The sequence below is a fragment of the Lewinellaceae bacterium genome, from assembly GCA_020636135.1.
Classification (GTDB): Bacteria; Bacteroidota; Bacteroidia; order Chitinophagales; family Saprospiraceae; genus JAGQXC01.
On record JACJYK010000001.1, the window covers coordinates 2,051,730 to 2,070,511 of the forward strand.

An 18,782-nucleotide genomic window follows, 5' to 3' on the forward strand; every position below is an offset into this window, starting at 1 on the left:
TTGTGCGAAATAATTAGTGATGAAAACAAAACCTCAGGTGGTTGAATACCGGCAATGCCGGATCGATGGATCATAAACACGCCCCGCCGGGGCGACGAGGTAAACATCGCGGGCTGAAAGTTGGAATATAGATGTATTGCTTATTCATCTTCGCTAATACAAATTTAGTAACGATTCAAACATTTTCCAATAATGCCCAATAATTTTAAAAGGCTTCAAATAGTTCCGGTGATTCAATGAATTTCATTCAATGGATTCACGTATCACTAATAATGGATTTATAATGAAGCGATTAGCGATTCAATTTTTTGACTCTGGCGGGAATTAAATTTTTGCCGGATCACGTCTTGCAGATTCTTTTCCTGCATCTTTGATTCCAGCCAGGTGATGATATCCAGGTAAACAAAGGATTTCTGGTCTTCCACGTTATGAGAAAGCTTATCCACTTTTTGATAGAATTTCCGGATCTCGATCAAGACTTCTTCATTGGGCTTATATAATAGACGGTTAAGTAAGCTTAAGGTTTCTTTTTGCAATACATTTTGATCCTCCAGCTTGGACATAAATCGCAAAACTGCCGGGATCTGATATTCCAGGAACTGATAATTCTTCAATTCATAGTGGACAATGAGTGATAACAACCGGGAGTAGATCTGAATATCTTCCCGCAAATGTCCCACATCGAGGTAGATGATCCGGTTCAGGTAATCAAGGGACTTTGAATAGTCTCCGTTACCAAAGTATAACCATGCTATTTTATAATAAAAGACCAGGATCTGATGCTGATCCAGATGGGGATCATACATTTCCAGCTTCTCCATGATCGTACGGACCTCTTTAATCCCTTCACCGAAAGTGCCACGGATAAAATGGTCGTTCAGTTTCGCGGTGTAAAGGTAGAGGAAGCAGATCACCTCGGACGTGGTATTGAAGTCCTGACCATGCTGAGCTTCAAATTGTTCAAAGGTTTCCAGGATATCTTTGAAGTCTGCGTAACACTGGAGATTGAAAAGGGTGGTGAGCTCATAATGCAAACCGCGCATATAAAGATCAGGATCCTTGGTTTTCATATCCTGATCCAGCTCAAATTGTTCTACCCACCGGGCCGCGTTAACGTAACATCTGACAAAGTCGAGGAGGATGTAATAATACCAGACATGGGTCTGATAGTAATAGATCTTTTCAAAAAAGGTGAGCTGGTCGGTTTGGATGGATTTTAGCTCATGCTTGAAATATTTCTCCAGATCGGCTCGGTCTTTTTCATCCCTGATATGACCGCGCTGAATATAAAGACCGTGGATCTTGAGTTTTAGATTGGTGAGCCTGGCCGTGTTCAGGGCCACCTCTGCCCTTAGCTCCGATTCGTCGATCAGTGTCTCCATTTTGTTTTTGATCTTCCGGCTGCGGGTGATGTGGCGTGATTCGATGAGTTTCTGAAATTCGAAGATCTCGATCAGTAAAAAATCCTGATGGGTGGTTTCGGCGGTTGTTTTAATCCTGTCAAGCAACTTCAGACTTTGCAGATACAGGCCTTTTCCATACAGGATCCGCGCGAAGTCGATCTGTTCACGAATTTGAATGTCGATGTTCTTATTGATGTGGATCAGCCGCAGGCTAATCAGGATCTGGGTGTACAAATGCCTTTTAAGATTGGATAGCTGAACCTTGCTTAATTGGTGGAAGCGCTTGTAAATAAGCTCCTCCTGATAGTTCTTTTGCTTATCGAGGATGTCGAATAGTTGAATGAATTTTGGATCCGAGTCTTTATTGAGACGTTTGGTATACAGTTTGAAAGTGCGCTTTTCTGCCTTTGATAAACTCCGGATCAGATTGAATAATTGGTCTCCATGAGAGATCGGCATAAGCAGTTGTTGGTTTGGTGCTTGTTTGGTACCTTAAAAATAGTCAGAATCTCTGACTCTCAGTCAGTAAGCTTGCGGAAGGGAGCAAAAAAGTTCTTTTGGAACTAACAAATGGAAATATTACAGTTGTTTGATAATCAATGCTTAATGATATGTGGTTGACATTTGGGTATGACAATGCATTTTGATTTTTAACATGGGTGCTTCACGTCGGCAATCTATTTTTGAAGTATCAATTAAAAATTGCATCACAAAATAAATTTCGGGAGTCATGTCAAAATCAAAACTGGAATACATTTGGTTGGATGGATCTACGCCAACCCAGGGACTTAGAAGCAAAACGAAGATCGTCGAAGATTTTAGCGGCAAGCTGGAAGACTGTCCAATGTGGTCATTCGACGGTAGTTCCACAGGCCAGGCCCCAGGCGGTTCTTCGGACTGTCTGTTGAAGCCGGTTGCACTGTTCACTGATCCTGATCGTAAGAATGGGTACCTGGTAATGACTGAAGTCTTGAATGCAGATGGTACGCCACACGTTACCAATGGCCGCGCCACCATCGAAGACGATGATAATGACTTCTGGTTTGGTTTTGAGCAGGAATATTTCCTGTGGGACCCTGAGACCGATAAACCGCTGGGCTTTCCGGCAAATGGTTTCCCGGCACCACAGGGGCCTTATTACTGTTCCGTAGGTGCAAAAAATGCCTTCGGACGTTCGATCATTGAAGAGCATCTGGATCTTTGTCTTGATGCTGGTGTAGATGTGGAAGGTATCAATGCCGAGGTTGCTGCCGGACAGTGGGAGTTTCAGACCTTTGCCAAAGGCGCTAAACACGCCGGAGACCATACCTGGGTAGCTCGTTATCTGATGGAGCGTACTGCTGAAAAATATGGCGTAGCCGTTAACTGGCACTGTAAGCCGATCAAAGGAGACTGGAATGGTTCCGGCATGCACGCCAATTTCTCCAATTCGCTGCTGCGCACCGCTGGTGACAAAGCAACTTATGAGAAGATCTGCGATGCTTTCGGTAAAGTGATCAAGGAGCACATTGCAGTGTATGGCGCTGATAACCACCTGCGTCTGACCGGATTGCATGAAACACAATCCATCGACAAATTCAGCTACGGTATTTCTGACCGCGGAGCATCGATCCGTATTCCGATTGCTACGGTTGACCGCGGATGGAAAGGCTGGTTGGAAGATCGTCGCCCCAATTCTGCAGCAGATCCATACAAAGTTGCTGCCCGGATTGTTGAAACGGTAAGTAAAGCCAGTAAGGCAATTACTGGATAAGAAATAAGGAAAGGCTTTTTTATTTATTGTTTAATTTTGGTTAGGGCTTGCTGTCCAAAAGTCATTTTTGGGCAGCTTTTTCTTTTTCATAACTACCCTTATATTACCAGATAAAAAAGGATGTATCGCATTCTTATCCCCCTCTTGATATTTATTGGTTGTCAGTCTCCCTCGCCTGATCAGGCGCTTGTGGACAGTGCAGAGTACGCCACACTGAATGGCTTTACCTTTTTTATCCGGCAAATTGGCTCTGGCGAACCAGTCCTCGTATGCCATGGCGGCCCAGGTTTGGATCACACTTACCTCATGCCGCAAATGGGTAAGCTGGGAAAGCAGGCGCGGATGATTTTTTACGATCAGCGGGCCTGTGGCCTGTCAGGACATATTGTAGACTCAGGTATGATGCGACTGGACACTTTTATAGCGGATATGGAAGCAATACGGCAGCACCTTGGTCTCGAAAAAATGAGCTTACTCGGTCACTCATTCGGTGGATTTCTGGCCATGGCCTATACCTCCCGGTATCCGGACCGGATCAGTCATCTTATCCTGATGAACAGTATGCCTCCTACCTATACGCTGTGGCAACAAGGGAACGATGCCTTGTTCAACCGCATATCCCCGGAACAACATCAGGAGATTACCGCAGTACAGCAATCCGACGCCTACATGTTAGGAGAAGCAAAAGGATACGAAGACCTTTTCAGGGTTATGTACAAACTCCAATTCGACAATCCTGCATTGATCGATTCTTTAAACATTACTCTGCAACCTGATTTCGAAACCACCAGCCAGACCTTTAACACCATGATGCCGGATATGATCAATTACGATTTTACCCAGAAGTTACAACGCCTGAAAGCACCTACGCTGGTCATTTACGGCGATCAGGAAGCGGGTGCGGATGGGGCGATCCGTGCATTTAAGACCATTAATCCGGCGTGGGAAGTGGTTAAATTAGCTCACTGCGGACATTTCCCTTATATCGAGGCTATGCCTGAGCTGGAGAAATATGTTGGCGCACTGTTGAAACAATAATAGCTGGATATGGATCAATACATTCATGGCTATGCCTCCGAAGAACAACGCCGTCTGGCCAAACTAAACGAGTTGCTTAACCGGCGTTGCATTTCACAATTACCGCTTAAGCCCGGAATGCGGGTTCTGGATGTGGGTTCAGGACTCGGTATGTTTTCCGCTCAAATGGCAGATAAGGTGGGCTTCTCGGGTCAGGTGCTGGGAGTGGAAAAAAGTGAGGCACAGCTGGATAGGGCAGGAGCTTGGCTGGAAGGCCGGCCTCAGCTGCACTATCGCCAGGGAGACGCATATCAGCTTCCGTTGGATGAAGAGGAGAGAGGTCATTTTGACCTGGTACATACCCGATTTTTATTGGAACATTTGCGATCTCCCGAAATGGCAGTTCACCAGATGGTGGATGCAGCCCGACCGGGTGGACAGGTCGTATTGGTGGATGACGACCATTTGCGGTTCACCTTATTTCCTGAACTGCCTTCTTTTGAGGCGATTTGGTATGCTTACCTGAGAAGTTACGAAGTTATAGGTAATGATCCATACATCGGCCGGAAGCTGGTGGCCTTACTTAAAGAGGCGGGTTGTACATCCATCCGCAATGATTTCATCTTTTTTGGTTCCAATGCCGACCAGTCCGACTTTACCGATTATGTCCGTAACATTGCCGAAATCATCGAGCAGGCAAGGACGGTAATCCGGGAATATCAATTGTTGCCAGAGGCAGAATTTGATTCCGGACTGAAGGATTTTGAACAATGGCAATATCATCCACATGCTACCATATGGTACCAGGTGTGCTGGGCAGAAGGGATAAAACCTTTCTGACGACAACAAGTATAGAGCTTCCGGAGATAATGTCTATTCTATTTCACGGAAAGGAGGTTGATTGCATGCTATCCGCCACCGGTCGGCAGTAGGACAGGTATATAATCCTTTCGTTGAACTCCCACCCTAATTTTGCTTGTTACAGAATTATTCTATATTTTTACAGACCAATTGGTCTGTATGAAGCCAAATGAAATAACCACCAGGGAGTGGATCATCCAGCAGGCAGCAACCCTGTTTAACACGAAGGGCTATTATGCTTGCAGCCTGAGTGATATCATGGATGCGACCCATCTGCGGAAAGGAGGGATCTATAATTATTTCCGCAACAAGGAAGAAATTGCCCTGGCTGCTTTTGACCATGCCTTCCAGCTGGTCCTGCAACGATTTCGTTCGAAACTGAATCAGGCCGACACCAGTTGGGACAAACTCCATATCATCATCGACGTTCTGGCATCCATGGCTTTTGAGCCCGTAATTGCTGGGGGATGCCCGATATTTAATATTTCTGTGGAGGCGCCAAGACTGGATCCGGCACTTGCCCTAAAAGCAAAACACGGTATGCAGATGTTAACCCGTTATATCGAAATTAAGCTGGAAGAGGGAGAGCTGCAGGGGGAATTTTCCTGCAGCCGTTCTTATCAGGAAATAGCTTCCACCATAGTCGGAAGTATCGAAGGGGCAAATATCGTTGCCAGGACTCTGGATGATCCTGGCCGGCTGCATTGGGCGGTTAATCACGCCAAGGAATATCTGGCACAAAATTGCTTTAAACCCTAATTTTTTTGCATATGAACAGACCGATCGGTTTGGCGGCTGAAGCCAAAAAGAAGAAGCGCAACAAACGCAAGACTCCGGTTTCTTTACGTATTATCAGGTCTACCATGAAAACACTGGAAAAGGTGTCCCCGAAGCTAGCCAACTTTGTCGCCTGGCGTCTCTTTTGTACACCATTCCGGCATAAAATACCTGAACGGGAAAAAGCAGCCCATCAAAGTGCGCAAAAATCAACACTCGGGATAGGTCATCTTTCCATTTGTACTTACCGGTGGGGACACCCGGCGGATCCCATGGTCCTATTCATGCATGGATGGTCTGGCCGGGCAACACAGGTTTCCAGCATGCTGCCACATTTGCTGAATGCAGGTTATCAGGTGCTTGCCATCGATGCCCCTGCGCACGGTCAATCAAGCGGTAAGACAACCAATATCCTGGAATTGGTGCAGGTCGTGGAACACCTGGGCCATCAATTTCCACTGGTTGCAGCGATAGGTCACAGCTTTGGTGGCGTAGCCCTCCATTATTCCAGCCGGAATGCAATCTTATTTTCCAAACTGGTCACCATCAGTTCTCCAATGGAGAGTACATTCATCTTACAGGACTTCATGGAGAAAATAGGCGGTACACCTGCGCTAGCTCACCGTATCCGGGAATACGTCCGGAATAAATTTAATATGGAATTTGACGCTGTTTCTCCTTTGTATCCCGATGTCTGGTCCGTATATCCGGACTGGTTGATCGTCCACGACAATGATGATCGCGATGTGCCGGTCAATCAGGCTCATGCAGTTAAAAATCATCCACTTAAACCTCAACAGGTTATTACCAGCGGACTGGGACATTACCGGATCCTCAGGGATGATCATGTGAGTCAGGTCATCATTGACTGGCTCCGGAGATAATTTTACACATATTCAAGGACAGCTTACCCAACCCTTTGCAGCCAACCCGGTGTCTTAATAATTGAACAACAAATTGACACCGTCATGCATAAAATTTACCCTTTCCTTTTCCTGGGGCTGTTAAGCCTGACTACCGGATGCCTGAAAGACAAATGCGATGCCACCATCAGCTATGTCAATATGGAACCCATCTACCAAACAGCATCCCAATTCAGAACGAAAGACGTACAAGCCATTCCCGCACAGCCATTGGAAAATCCGGGAAAAATCTATTTCTATAAAAATTATGTCCTGATCAATGAATTGCGCGAAGGTATCCACGTATACGACAATGCTAATCCAGAAAACCCGGTACAGGTCACTTTCATACCGATCGCCGGAAATGTGGATATGGCCGTAAAGGACGATGTTCTGATGGCGGACTCCTACGTCGATCTGATAGCCATTAATATCAGTGATCTGAATAATCCACAATTGCTGTCCCGGACAGAAAATGTTTTTAAACTGTATGGCCAGGGACCTGATGGAGCCTATCTGGTGTATTATGAACCTAAAGAGATTAAAGAATTTACTACTTGCGACAATGCAGGAACAGGACAACCCTGGTTACGGGAAAATAATCAGCTTTTTATCGATGTCGCTTTATTTGACGCCGCACCTGGAAACGCCTCCAGTACCGATAAGGCCTTGAATGCAGCAGGTATTGGAGGCTCAATGGCACGATTTACCCTGGCCGGTGACCGGTTGTATTCCGTGGATCATTCTCAGCTCTATACATTTGACATCACCAATCCGGGGAATCCCGTCCAGACCAACAGCCTAGCTATTGGGTGGGATATTGAAACCATCTTTCCGTATGATCAATACTTGTTTGTTGGTTCACAGTCCGGAATGCATATTTTCAGCCGCAGTGACGCAGACAATCCTTCCTGGGTCAGCAGTTATCAACACATGACGGCGTGTGATCCGGTTTTTGTCGATGGGAACACAGCTTATGTGACCCTTCGTGATGGCAGTACCTGTGATAATTTTACCAATGAACTAGATGTCATAGACATCAGTAACATTTATGCACCCTATCTGGTCGCCACTTATCCAATGGACAATCCGCATGGACTATCCCTGGCCGATGACCGCTTATACATTTGCGAAGGCGATGGCGGGGTAAAGGTCTTTGATGCCAGTGACCGGAATAAGATTGGTGACCGGCTGCAAGCTCATGCAAAAGGATTTAATGCCTACGATATTATTACCCTTTCCGGTTCACACGCCATGATCATAGGCAGCGACGGATTCTATCAATACGATATCAGTGATCCCAAAAAATTCCGGAAGTTGAGTGTAATACCTGTCCAAACCAAATGACCATGTCTGTACATCACCTTTATCGCTTCCTGATTTGTACGGTCGTATGTCTCACAGCAGTATTCATAAAGGCCCAAGATGCCGCCATACATTATCTTGATGTTCTGGACCTGAAAAATGGAAGCAGACTCACCGGCACCATAACCCGTATTGAATCAGACAGCGTGTATGTTTTCAAACTGGTAACCGGAGCGACGCTATACATCCATAGTCGTACTGTAAAACGCCTTTACCAGAAAGTGCAGGGAGGGCCACTGCTACTGAAGAGTTATAACTTCCGGGAAAGGGGCTGGTATGGCTTGATTCAGATGGATTTTATGGATGGGCAGGCTGTTAACAGCCCACTGATCCCAGGTTTTGGTCTGAATGCGCAGGTAGGTTACCGGCTGCAACGCCTGTATGGATTTAGTGGAGGGGTACGTTATAGTCAGTTCAATTTACAATCGGTAGAAAAAGTCCTGGCCGGATACGGTGAAGTAAGAGGATATCTTTTACCCCGGCAGGTAAGCCCATTTTATGCCCTGGCTGCAGGATTCGGCTGGACTTATGTCCGGAGCGGTAATATTCTGAATGCATCCGGAGGCTTTTACTGGTCACCGCAGATAGGCCTCCGTCTGGGAGCTTTCCGGAATACAGTAGCTACCATTGGTATTGGTTATCAATTTCAACGAGCAGCTTTTAATTACAATATAAGTCAGTGGGATCGTCGTACTTTAGAGAAGCGTATCGAATTCAGACGGTTAACCCTAAGTACGGGATTGCTATTTTAACTATGCCGAAACAGCACGATATCATATCGATCATAGAAGGGTGTAAAACAAATGACCGGCGGAGTCAGGAGCAGCTCTATCGCATCTATTTTCCTGCCATGGCCCAAATGTGTCACCGTTTCACCCGTGATCAGGATCGTATCATTGATATTGTCAATAACGGATTCCTCCGTGCCTTTCAAAAAATACACCTTTATGAGCACAAGGGATCTTTTGAAGGCTGGTTACGGCGTCTGGTATTCCATGCGATCTCCGACTATTTTAAGAAGGAAAACCGGTATTTGAAATTTTTGATCCTGGACGAAAAAGACGATTCCATCCGGGAAGAAGCTATCCACTCCCTCTATTACGAAGATTTGATGAGCCTGATTGAAGATCTTCCTTACATGAGCAAACAGGTTTTTATTCTTTTTGCCATCGAAGGACACTCTCATGATGAAATCGCAAAACAACTGGAGATCCAGGAAGGAACCAGTAAATGGCACCTTTCCAATGCTCGTAAGATCCTGAAGGACCGAATTCAAAAAACGCAGAAAAATGAGCAACTCGCAAGATAAAAACTGGTGGAATGATCCTTCCGCACTGGACAACGCCTGGAATGATATGCGCCGGGTGCTGGACCGGGAAATGCCGGAGAAAAAAAAGACCAGAGCCATACTGTGGTGGTGGCTTTCCGGTGCAGCAGCCTTAGCCCTGATGGGATGGTTCTTTCTCCTTCCTAAGGATAATGACTCCGGGGAATTAGCCGTGTCAAAATCCCAACTGGCCCAGCCAGTTACCCCGGAACAAAAACCTTCTGCTGCTGATGATATGAAAGCGCTGGCGTCACCGGTTCGTGGCGAACCAACTGCTGAGCTTGCTTCTCCGGAAGAAGCTCACATTCTGTCATTTAAAGCTGCCAAGTCAGGATCTGGACATTACGAGGTACGTAGCGCCAATAATACCTCCGCTGCAGTGGTTGTTCCGGAAACCGGATCGACATTTGAGGATGCCAGTATGTCTGAATATCTGGTGACTGAACCTGCTTCAAAAGAGCGAACCAGGGTAAGCCGTGAGGATCTACTTGTTTCGGATGCAGTGACTGTGTTAGCAGGGCTTTCCATCAAGAACTTCATTCCGGTAATGGATGATTTTAAAACCACGGTGCTTCCACCAGTCACAACAGCAATTGTGGTTCCAGAGGAACACCGTCGGTTGTTTGTTCCTGAATTTATGCTTGGTGTAGTGGCCAGTTTAAAACCATCATCTGGTTTTGGCTGGACTGCTGATGCCGGAGTAGCCTGGATGATTAGTTCCCACTGGTCCCTGGCTGGGGGAGTGGGCATAGCCAAATGGTCTTTTAATCCGGTGATCACCCAATATTTGCAGAATGTGTCTGGGAGTGGGATGAATGACACCAACCGTTCCACAGTTTCAGAGGTTTCCGAATTGAAACCATTTTATCTGGTGGTTCCTGTCGGGATTCGTTACCAGGTGGCTAAAAACTGGCAGTTGGGTATCGGCGGCAGTTATGAACATCTCCTCAGCGGACAGGTAAATACTGCCCTTGAATCCCTGGATAAATCCGATCCTACTGCAACGCCCGATTTTACTGCAAACCCGGGAACCATAAGCTCCACAGGAAATAGTACGGAACTTAATAACCAGGTTTGGACCGGTAACGCCTTTCTTCGTTATCGGTATAACCGCTGGATAGCGGAAGGTTATTTTCATCAGGGTTTGTCACCATTCAAGAAGGTGAATTCAGAGGCCATCAATCGCCAGGAACTGGGAGTAAGGTTAGGGATTCGCTTTTAACCGTAGCCTGCCTTTTATCGTTAAGTCGGCGCTACGGCCAGCTTAATCGAAAAGTAGGGGACTTCCGCTGAAAAAAATTGGCACAAACAGGTAAGCATAGTAACTTCCGTATCAACTAAACCGGATTATTGAATGGAAAGCCATTTACTCTCTTTATTTGTTTACGACCTGGCCTATACACTCAGCAGGATAAAGGACGCCGTCCATTTTATTCGGGACAACCGCCTGTGGGAAGGGATGATGGGTTACAGCTGGTTATCCAGGATATTGTTAGTCGTCGGATTGTTACTTTCCCTGAAGTTTGTCGTTTCATTTTTCAAGTGGTATGAGCAAGGGGTGAATGAAGACCACCACAATGCAGTATACCAGGCCTTTGCTTCTACCGGGCATGCCTTTTCGGATAGCCTTGGCTTTATGTTCAATGGAAGTTTTAAGTACATTCTTCTGATCGTTTTCGAGATCTTCATTTTCCATTTTTCCCGGCGTGCTATCGAAATCCTCACCGGAATGAAAACCCATTCAGACTGGAAAGATTTTGTTGCAGCTCAGAAAAGGATGATCCAGATTGCTATTCGCAATTACGCGTTCGAAATGGTTATCGTCGTCCTGATCGGAATTCCTCTGGGAATGATAGGAATGGCATTCATCAAGCCGGTCGTAGCCTGGCTCATCGGTTGTTATTTCATCGGGTTTACGCTCATCGACAACTACCACGAGGTGTATGAACTGAATATCAAAGAAAGTGAAAAGCGGACTAAGTCGTATCTGGGAGTATCATTTGGCGTTGGACTGGTAGCCAATACCCTGATGTTCCTTCCGGTGATTGGGTCTCTGATTGGATCTATCCTTGGTGCGGTATTAGCGGCAATGTGTATGTACGACCTGGAAGCTAAATCTACCGTCTAGCATTAGGATTAGGGTTGAGTAAGTTAAGGATGTGCTGATACCCAGTGTGACCCATCGGTAAAGAATTCCTTTTTCCAGATCGGCACCCTTTCTTTCAATGAATCGATTAAAAACTGACAAGCTGCAAATGCTTCCTGGCGGTGTGCACTGGATACCCCGATGATGACCGGGGCTTCACCTATCCCTAACGTACCCAACCGGTGATGTATGGCAATACGGTGACATGGCCATTGTTCACTGCATATCTGTGCCAGCTGATTCATTTCTTTCAGAGCCATAGGCTCATAAGCTTCAAATTCCAGTTTGATTACCTGCTGGTCCTGGTGATGATCACGTACGGTGCCGGTGAACACGACTATACCCCCACTGGACGGGGTTTGCAGGAAATGATAAATGCCGTCAGTATCCAGTGGTTGACTGGTAAGATGTATTTGTACTTCCATGTCCTTACCCACCGCTTACCGGCGGTATAATTGCAATTTCATCATCCGGAAGTATGATCTCATCGTCAGCGACATACGACTCATTGATAGCAAAACGTACATACTGTAATTTCTCGAAAGCCGGAAATGCTTCCAATAAGGCATATTTAAGATCGGAAACATTAGAGCCGGGCTCCAGATCCATCCAAAGTACGTTATCCTCGAGGATATCCTTGGCAATTCCAAATGCCAGGATTCGTACGGAGAGGGTTTCAGTAGTTTGTGGTTTCATAAAACGAAAATACAAAACTACCGGAAGACATTAAGGGTTACTTCCTGGTTACTCATTTAGCCTGCTAATGTCTTCCTGGGTATCCACATCCACCAGGCAGGAGGCATCCGGCCAGGGAATTAAACGAACATGGTCGGTATGGTTTCCAATGATTTCCTTCGCTCCCTGTGTCCCTCTCAATTTGCTTAATAAAGGACGCATCCTGGAGTGGAACAAAACGGGATGACCAGGTTCCCCTTCATAAACGGGGCGCATGATCCAAACCGAATCATCAGCCTGAAAAAATTTATCCACCATTGCAGTAAGAGGCTCTCGTTGGAGTAACGGCATGTCAGCCAGAACGATCATATATCCGGATGTGTCAGGAGATGCCACCTGTATGCCAGCGGCAATGGAGCCACCAATGCCTTGCTGATAATCATGGTTATAAATTGTCCAGTATGGTTTCCCGGAAACCAATGGGTACAATAATTCGGCCTGATGTCCAACTACCAGGATGCGTTCCTGTACTGGTATTTCGTCCATCAATGACAAGCAATAGCTGATCAGCGGCTTGCCATGTAATAATGACAGGGGCTTGTTGCTTTTCATTCTTGTGCCTGTTCCGGCAGCCAGGATTATTGCGGAGATTGCTCTGGTAGTCATGGCCTAAAGCTATGAAATCAATAAAAAAAGAAAAAGGCTGACCAGGGATTACAGGTCAGCCTTGGAAAGGATGAAGATCAATAATAAACTAATTCTACTGAAGATTTTTACTTCCGTCCTCCTGATAAATGAAACGGAAGGTATACGTGGCAGTCTGATCCGTAAATGCATCCGGATTGGCGGGAGCATCCTTGTAATAACTCAGGATCTCCAGTTTCGCATATTTATCATCATGTGTCCGGACGAAGATCACTTTGCCGGCAATGGGTGTAATCAGGTAAGCGGCATCGTTGTAGACGTACCAGCCATTATTACTCCCTGTGGGAATGGCAAGGTCACTTCCACTATCCTGACGGTATTCGCTATCTTCTGGTGCCGTAATCATCTCATCAAATATGCCATCCTTAATAATGGCACCAGCATGGCCGGTCCGGGTTACATTCTCGGATCCTGAGCCTCCATTGACCAGGATCTTGGTGCCTTTGAAGGCAAGATCCCAGGAATCATCCGATACCGTATCTTTTGCGCTGAAGCTAAATTTAACGAAGTTATTTTCCTTGAGGATCTCACCGGTTTCACGGTTAATCTCGTCATTGGGTGCAAAGAGATTATTAAACGTCTCTACGGTGAGTGGATCGCTCGGAGTCACTGTCTCATCTTTTTTACAGGCTGTGAATCCAAGGGCTATGAGAGCCAATACCCAAAATGTGTTCTTAGTCATCTCTATCATTTATGATTGTGATTGTGAAAATCGATTTGATATTCGAAACCCAGATAGGGGGTGATACCGGGTATTTGCGGTAAATAAGCAGCATTCCGGTAGTTGAACAGATTATCTACACCAGCTTTAAAAATCCAGGCCTGCCAGTATTTCTGGACCGATAAATATCCTACCCCATATCCGGCTACATATTCATTGGCAGCGTCGAGTACCGAATTACCGTTCAGATCGGCAAATCCAAAACGGCTGCGATAGGTATAACGGGCTTGTGCCTGCCAGCCATTATGTGAATCAAACATCAGCTGGATCTGTGCCTGATGGGCTGAACGGTTGAATAATCCACCATAATCCTTACGGGTCAGACGTTCCGTCTTCAGGGTTTCCGGGTTACGCCGGTAGATCGTTCCCTGGTCGATGGCATCCAGCACTTGCTTGTCTTTCGCTTCCAGGAACTGGTAGGATGATTTTAACTGCCATTGTGGTGCCAGTTGTAACGTTCCACACCATTCGATACCCTGGGTGAATACGCGGTCCAGATTCAGATAGGAATAGATAAGCTGGCCATTGGTTCTTCTGGCAACCGGTAAGGTTTCGATCAGCTGATTGATGTCGTTACGGAACAATTGCAGCTGCATGCGGTTCCCTCCTTTGCCTTCATAGTTGATAAAGAATTGACCTGAGTTAGACCGTTCAGGCTGAATATTTCCGAATTGACTGGTATTGACCAGATATTGATCGATCAGGTTTTGTGATTCCAGATCAGCCAGGACTGTTGGTAACTCTATAGCGCCAAGCACCTGATAGCCAGCGACCGAATTTGCAAAGTTGAGGTACAATTGCCGGAAGTCTGGAACTTTAAAACCCTGACCCCAACCACCGCCGGCTGAAACGGATTTGTTCAGTTGGTATTTCAGAGATAATTTTGGACTGAAGCTGGAGGCGATGTCGACGTAATTGTCATATCGTGACGATGCCAGTAGCTGCCAGGAAGCATGATTCCATTCCAATTGAGTGAAGCCATACGGGTGAGCCCTGCGGCGGGTCACTTCATAACGGTCGGACTGGACTTCCTCCCATTCACCTCCTGCACCCAAATGCCAGGTCAGGTCACGGAAAATCAATTCTTGTTGCCACTCTGGCTTCAGAAACTGCTGGTAGAATTGGAAGTTCTCTTCAACGTTACCGGATTCCTGCCGTAACAACAAAAGATCCTGGCTGAAGGTAGAATAGCTGAACCGGTAGGTATGTTTAAGATGCTGGTTCCAGAAATGAGTCAGATTGGTTGCTGCCAGCCACTCCTTCTGATACGTATTGCCGGTGACGATATCTGCCGGAGTGGTGACTTCATAGGCATTCCATTGAGTTTGACTTACATTGCGGACTGAGGCATTCCATTTGGTGTACGTGCCAAGCTGTGCAGAGATCTTTCCATGCAGGGTCACCTGATGATACGGTTCAACCGTCTTGCCATACGTTTCGTTATCGAGATCGTATCCCGGAGATTTTAGATAATCGGCAAATAGGGAAGACTTGATTTTTTTCCCGCTCCATTGGAGGGAGGTCTGAATATCGGGTAGTTGAATGGGGCTTACCAGCGTGCGAACAGTCATTGATTTACCTGCTGGCTGGTCCGTAATGATGTTGATTACCCCGGCTAAGGCATTACTACCGTAGAGGCTTGAAGCGGGCCCTTTTAAAATCTCAATTTGTCGGACATTTCCGAGTACTATACGGGACAGGTCCAGGGTTCCACCACTGCGACCAGTAAGCGGCTCGCCATCGATGAGGATTTGAGTATAATCCGGATCTAACCCTTGCATCTGGACCCCGGTACCAAGCATGGAAACGGTATTGATGCCACTTTGCTGTTGCAGTATATCCTGCAGGCGCATCGCACCGGTCTGCTGAATCTCTTTTTTACCGATCACCTGGACCGGAATAGGCAGCTGGTCCTGAGTCCGGGCCATTTTAGTTGCTGAAATGATCACCTCAGGTTGATCGATGTACATGCCAATGGTATCATTCTGGCTAATCAGCGGGAAGGCGTAATTTAAACCTAAGAGAATAAAAGTTACATTCCCAAAGACCCATTTGAATTTATGTACAATTGCATCCATGTCTACAAAGGAACGGGGATCTGCAATCACATTTTATATACATATCCTTTTTTGACATAACTCTGACAATTGCCCTAAGGAGCGATTCCTGTCGAACCAACTGTCCCAATAACTGTTGAATTGAAAGAAATTAATAAATACTTGATATCCTGATGGAACCAAAGAAGATTAAGCTGATCAGCACGGCTGAGATGGTAAACATGGACGGCAATCTGATCCTTCAGGCATTACCCATTCATGAATTGGAGCGTGGGGATCCTATCCTTTTGATTCACCACTGGAAGACTGAAATACCAGCGGAAAGCAGGGTACGTGAATTAGGGGTGGCACCTCATCCCCATCGTGGCTTTTCACCGGTAACGTTTGTTTTTGAAGGCGCCATGGAACATCGTGACAGTCGTGGTAACCGGGGAGTTGTCGGACCTGGTGGCGCCCAGTGGATGCATGCCGGTATGGGCATCATGCATAGTGAGCGACCGCCTAAAGAACTGGCAGGGGCTGGTGGAATGCTGGAGTTGATTCAGTTTTGGGTTAATGTGCCCAGCCAGTCGAAAATGATCCAACCCAGTTATCAGAATATCCCCAGGGAAGAGATCCCGGTAATCTCTTCTGAGCAGGGGTTGTTAGAAATCAGATTGGTCGCCGGGACCATTTCTGACACCCGGGGTCCGGCACAGGTCTTATCACCCGTGACAGCTATGCAGATCTATGCCCGGGGAAAGGACCAGATCAATTTTGAGGTCGGTGAAGGCCAACAGATGTTTTTTTATGCATTGGACGGACTGTTTAAACTAAATGGCAAGGTGATCGGTCCCACTCAGGTGGCTTTGTTACCGCCGGAAGGAACCAGTATTGGACTGGAAGCTCTTGAAGCAGGTCGTGCCGTTTTGGTCGGTGGCAAACCCATCGAAGAGCCGGTGTTACAATATGGCCCCTATGTCGTTACCAACCAGACCGAAGTATTGCAGGCGATGCGAGACTATCAGTTGGGGAAAATGGGTATATTGATCGAAGACTTTTAATTACCTGGACTATGAGCTCAGATAAAGAGATACAAAAAGAGTACACCAACGGCGATATAACAGTTGTATGGAAACCGGAGACGTGCATTCATTCTACCATTTGCTGGCATGGACTGATTGAGGTCTTTGATCCGCGTAATAAACCCTGGGTTGACATGAAGGGTGCGCCGACGGAGGATATCATCCAGCAGGTGGACAAGTGCCCTTCCGGAGCTCTCAGTTACCACTATAACGATCCTTCAAGACGGAACCTGACCGAGCCTTCTGAGAAATTACCCAACGTCCAGATTGAGGTCGTGGAGAATGGTCCGCTGCGCATTACCGGTGATATTTCGGTCCATTTTGTCGATGGAACTCTGCAGCAGAAGACGCCGAGAGCCAGCTTCTGTCGCTGCGGTGCATCTTCCAACAAACCATTTTGCGATGGAAGTCACAGGAAGATAGGTTTTAGGGGTTAAAAAAATCTAATACATATTTGCCCACATTATGAGCAGGTTAATCCTATATGCTATAATTTAGTGAAATGAATGGGTCAAAAAGGATACCTGTACATTTTTTAAATTGATCGATCATGGCATGGATTTTGATCCTGGCAAAGGGATTTGTGTTCAAGTTTCGACAATTTTTTGAGGTACACAATCAAACCGACCTATCGTAAAATCAAGCACTAGGAATATTGGTTATGAGGCCTCGTTTACTTTTTTTTATAATCGTTACTATCCTCAGTTTCACACAATGCAAAAAAGATAGCATTTCCACCAGTAACGAGCTGGATGACGCTTTAACCAGTCTGATCAGGAATGCCTCACCCAATGGTTCACTTAGCTATTTTGTGCTTCCTTCCAATACCGATTATGCTACCATACCTCAGGATCCAAGGAATGGATTATCTGAATCTAAAGTTCTTCTGGGAGAATTTTTATTTCATGAGACCCATCTAGCCGAAGGTGCCAAGTACGCTTCAGGCATTCATACCTATTCATGCGCTACCTGCCACCATTCTGCAGCCGGATTTCAATCTGGTATGCGACAGGCCATATCCGATGGGGGTATGGGCTTTGGATTTCGTGGCGAAAGCCGTGTGCCAAATCCGGACTATCCGTTTGATTCACTGGATGTTCAACCGATCCGGACCCCTTCAGCGATGAATGGTGCTTATCAGGAGGTCACCCTCTGGAACGGTCAGTTTGGCGGCACCGGAATGAATGTTGGTACTGAAGCATCGTGGACAGCAAAAACGCCCAAAGAAGCTAATTTACTGGGTTATGAAGGATTGGAAACGCAGGCCATAGCAGGCCTTAACGTACACCGGATGGTGGTTGACCGGTCCTGGATCGAATCCATGCCCGTCTATAAGGATCTGTTTGATAAAGCATTTCCAGAAATGGTGGAAAACGAGCGTTATCACCGCATTACAGCAGGATTGGCTATTGCTGCATACGAGAGAACACTGTTGTCCAATCAAGCCCCGTTTCAAAAGTGGTTGCAAGGTGATGACTCAGCGCTCACCACCGAAGAAAAGGAAGGTGCTGTGTTGTTTTTCGGTAAAGCGAATTGTGTGTCCTGCCATACCGGACCAGCATTGAACAGTATGGCATTCTACGCCCTTGGAATTGATGACCTTGCAGGCAGTGGCGTTTATGGTAATTTTGAAGAAGATAAAACCAACTTCGGAAGGGGAGGATTTACAGGAAAAGAAGAGGACATGTTCAAATTTAAAGTACCTCAGCTTTACAACCTGGCAGATGTTAAATTTTTTGGTCACGGCGGCACCTTTAAAAGCCTTGAAGAGATTATTCAGTATAAGAACGCAGCCCAGCCGACCAATCACAACGTTCCGGCTAATCAGTTGGCAAAAGATTTTCAACCTTTAGGTTTAACGCCCAAAGAGGTGCAGGCTATCGCGACTTTTATTCGTGATGGTCTCTATGACAGTAACCTGAAACGGTATGTTCCTCAAACACTACCTTCAGGTTACTGTTTTCCTAACAACGACCTCCAATCAAAAGCGGATATGGGCTGTAATTGAT

19 protein-coding genes are annotated in these 18,782 nt (G+C 46.2%); 13 read left to right on the forward strand and 6 right to left on the reverse strand.

The window, feature by feature from the left end; translation table 11 throughout:
• Positions 1–278: 278 nt before the first annotated feature.
• Positions 279–1,862 (reverse strand): hypothetical protein, encoded by a 1,584-nt coding sequence (locus H6570_07660; protein ID MCB9319140.1) that lies wholly within the window; start codon positions 1,860–1,862, stop codon positions 279–281.
• A 271-nt stretch (positions 1,863–2,133) separates the two neighbouring features.
• Between H6570_07660 and H6570_07665 the strand changes: the two genes are divergently transcribed.
• The 10 genes from H6570_07665 (at position 2,134) to H6570_07710 (ending at position 11,533) form a co-directional block, all read left to right on the forward strand.
• On the forward strand, positions 2,134–3,156 hold the full coding sequence (locus H6570_07665) for a glutamine synthetase beta-grasp domain-containing protein (protein MCB9319141.1): 1,023 nt from the start codon (positions 2,134–2,136) through the stop codon (positions 3,154–3,156).
• A 120-nt stretch (positions 3,157–3,276) separates the two neighbouring features.
• Positions 3,277–4,194, forward strand: a complete 918-nt coding sequence (locus H6570_07670) for an alpha/beta fold hydrolase (GenBank protein MCB9319142.1) — start codon at positions 3,277–3,279, stop codon at positions 4,192–4,194.
• A gap of 9 nt (positions 4,195–4,203) precedes the next feature.
• The gene (locus H6570_07675; protein ID MCB9319143.1) at positions 4,204–5,013 is read left to right on the forward strand and encodes a methyltransferase domain-containing protein; all 810 of its coding nucleotides are present in this window, start codon (positions 4,204–4,206) and stop codon (positions 5,011–5,013) included.
• A gap of 180 nt (positions 5,014–5,193) precedes the next feature.
• On the forward strand, positions 5,194–5,793 hold the full coding sequence (locus H6570_07680) for a TetR/AcrR family transcriptional regulator (protein ID MCB9319144.1): 600 nt from the start codon (positions 5,194–5,196) through the stop codon (positions 5,791–5,793).
• Between the two features lie 11 nt (positions 5,794–5,804).
• A complete protein-coding gene (locus H6570_07685) occupies positions 5,805–6,695 on the forward strand; it encodes an alpha/beta fold hydrolase (protein MCB9319145.1) in 891 nt (296 codons plus the stop codon).
• 84 nt (positions 6,696–6,779) lie between these two features.
• Positions 6,780–8,060, forward strand: a complete 1,281-nt coding sequence (locus H6570_07690) for a hypothetical protein (protein MCB9319146.1) — start codon at positions 6,780–6,782, stop codon at positions 8,058–8,060.
• Positions 8,061–8,062: 2 nt separating this feature from the next.
• Positions 8,063–8,830 (forward strand): hypothetical protein, encoded by a 768-nt coding sequence (locus H6570_07695; protein ID MCB9319147.1) that lies wholly within the window; start codon positions 8,063–8,065, stop codon positions 8,828–8,830.
• A complete protein-coding gene (locus H6570_07700) occupies positions 8,824–9,387 on the forward strand; it encodes a sigma-70 family RNA polymerase sigma factor (protein MCB9319148.1) in 564 nt (187 codons plus the stop codon). Before H6570_07695 ends, H6570_07700 begins: the two co-directional genes overlap by 7 nt.
• Positions 9,368–10,627: a hypothetical protein gene (locus H6570_07705; protein ID MCB9319149.1), complete on the forward strand. Its 1,260-nt coding sequence runs from the start codon at positions 9,368–9,370 to the stop codon at positions 10,625–10,627. Before H6570_07700 ends, H6570_07705 begins: the two co-directional genes overlap by 20 nt.
• Before the next feature lie 132 nt (positions 10,628–10,759).
• Positions 10,760–11,533, forward strand: coding sequence for a hypothetical protein (locus H6570_07710; protein ID MCB9319150.1), 774 nt, complete (start codon positions 10,760–10,762; stop codon positions 11,531–11,533).
• A gap of 23 nt (positions 11,534–11,556) precedes the next feature.
• Here H6570_07710 and H6570_07715 read toward each other — a convergent pair whose 3' ends face one another.
• The 5 genes from H6570_07715 to H6570_07735 form a co-directional block, all read right to left on the reverse strand.
• On the reverse strand, positions 11,557–11,976 hold the full coding sequence (locus H6570_07715) for a molybdenum cofactor biosynthesis protein MoaE (protein MCB9319151.1): 420 nt from the start codon (positions 11,974–11,976) through the stop codon (positions 11,557–11,559).
• Positions 11,977–11,980: 4 nt separating this feature from the next.
• A complete protein-coding gene (locus tag H6570_07720; protein MCB9319152.1) occupies positions 11,981–12,247 on the reverse strand; it encodes a MoaD/ThiS family protein in 267 nt (88 codons plus the stop codon).
• A gap of 48 nt (positions 12,248–12,295) precedes the next feature.
• Positions 12,296–12,892, reverse strand: coding sequence for a nucleotidyltransferase family protein (locus H6570_07725; GenBank protein ID MCB9319153.1), 597 nt, complete (start codon positions 12,890–12,892; stop codon positions 12,296–12,298).
• Between the two features lie 94 nt (positions 12,893–12,986).
• Positions 12,987–13,613: an HmuY family protein gene (locus H6570_07730; GenBank protein ID MCB9319154.1), complete on the reverse strand. Its 627-nt coding sequence runs from the start codon at positions 13,611–13,613 to the stop codon at positions 12,987–12,989.
• A gap of 5 nt (positions 13,614–13,618) precedes the next feature.
• Positions 13,619–15,622 (reverse strand): TonB-dependent receptor, encoded by a 2,004-nt coding sequence (locus H6570_07735; protein ID MCB9319155.1) that lies wholly within the window; start codon positions 15,620–15,622, stop codon positions 13,619–13,621.
• A gap of 260 nt (positions 15,623–15,882) precedes the next feature.
• Between H6570_07735 and H6570_07740 the strand changes: the two genes are divergently transcribed.
• The 3 genes from H6570_07740 (at position 15,883) to H6570_07750 (ending at position 18,781) form a co-directional block, all read left to right on the forward strand.
• Positions 15,883–16,752 (forward strand): pirin family protein, encoded by an 870-nt coding sequence (locus H6570_07740; GenBank protein ID MCB9319156.1) that lies wholly within the window; start codon positions 15,883–15,885, stop codon positions 16,750–16,752.
• Positions 16,753–16,763: 11 nt separating this feature from the next.
• The gene (locus H6570_07745; GenBank protein MCB9319157.1) at positions 16,764–17,210 is read left to right on the forward strand and encodes a (4Fe-4S)-binding protein; all 447 of its coding nucleotides are present in this window, start codon (positions 16,764–16,766) and stop codon (positions 17,208–17,210) included.
• Positions 17,211–17,434: 224 nt separating this feature from the next.
• Complete coding sequence (locus H6570_07750; GenBank protein MCB9319158.1) at positions 17,435–18,781, forward strand: cytochrome-c peroxidase; 1,347 nt, start codon at positions 17,435–17,437, stop codon at positions 18,779–18,781.
• Position 18,782: the final 1 nt, after the last annotated feature.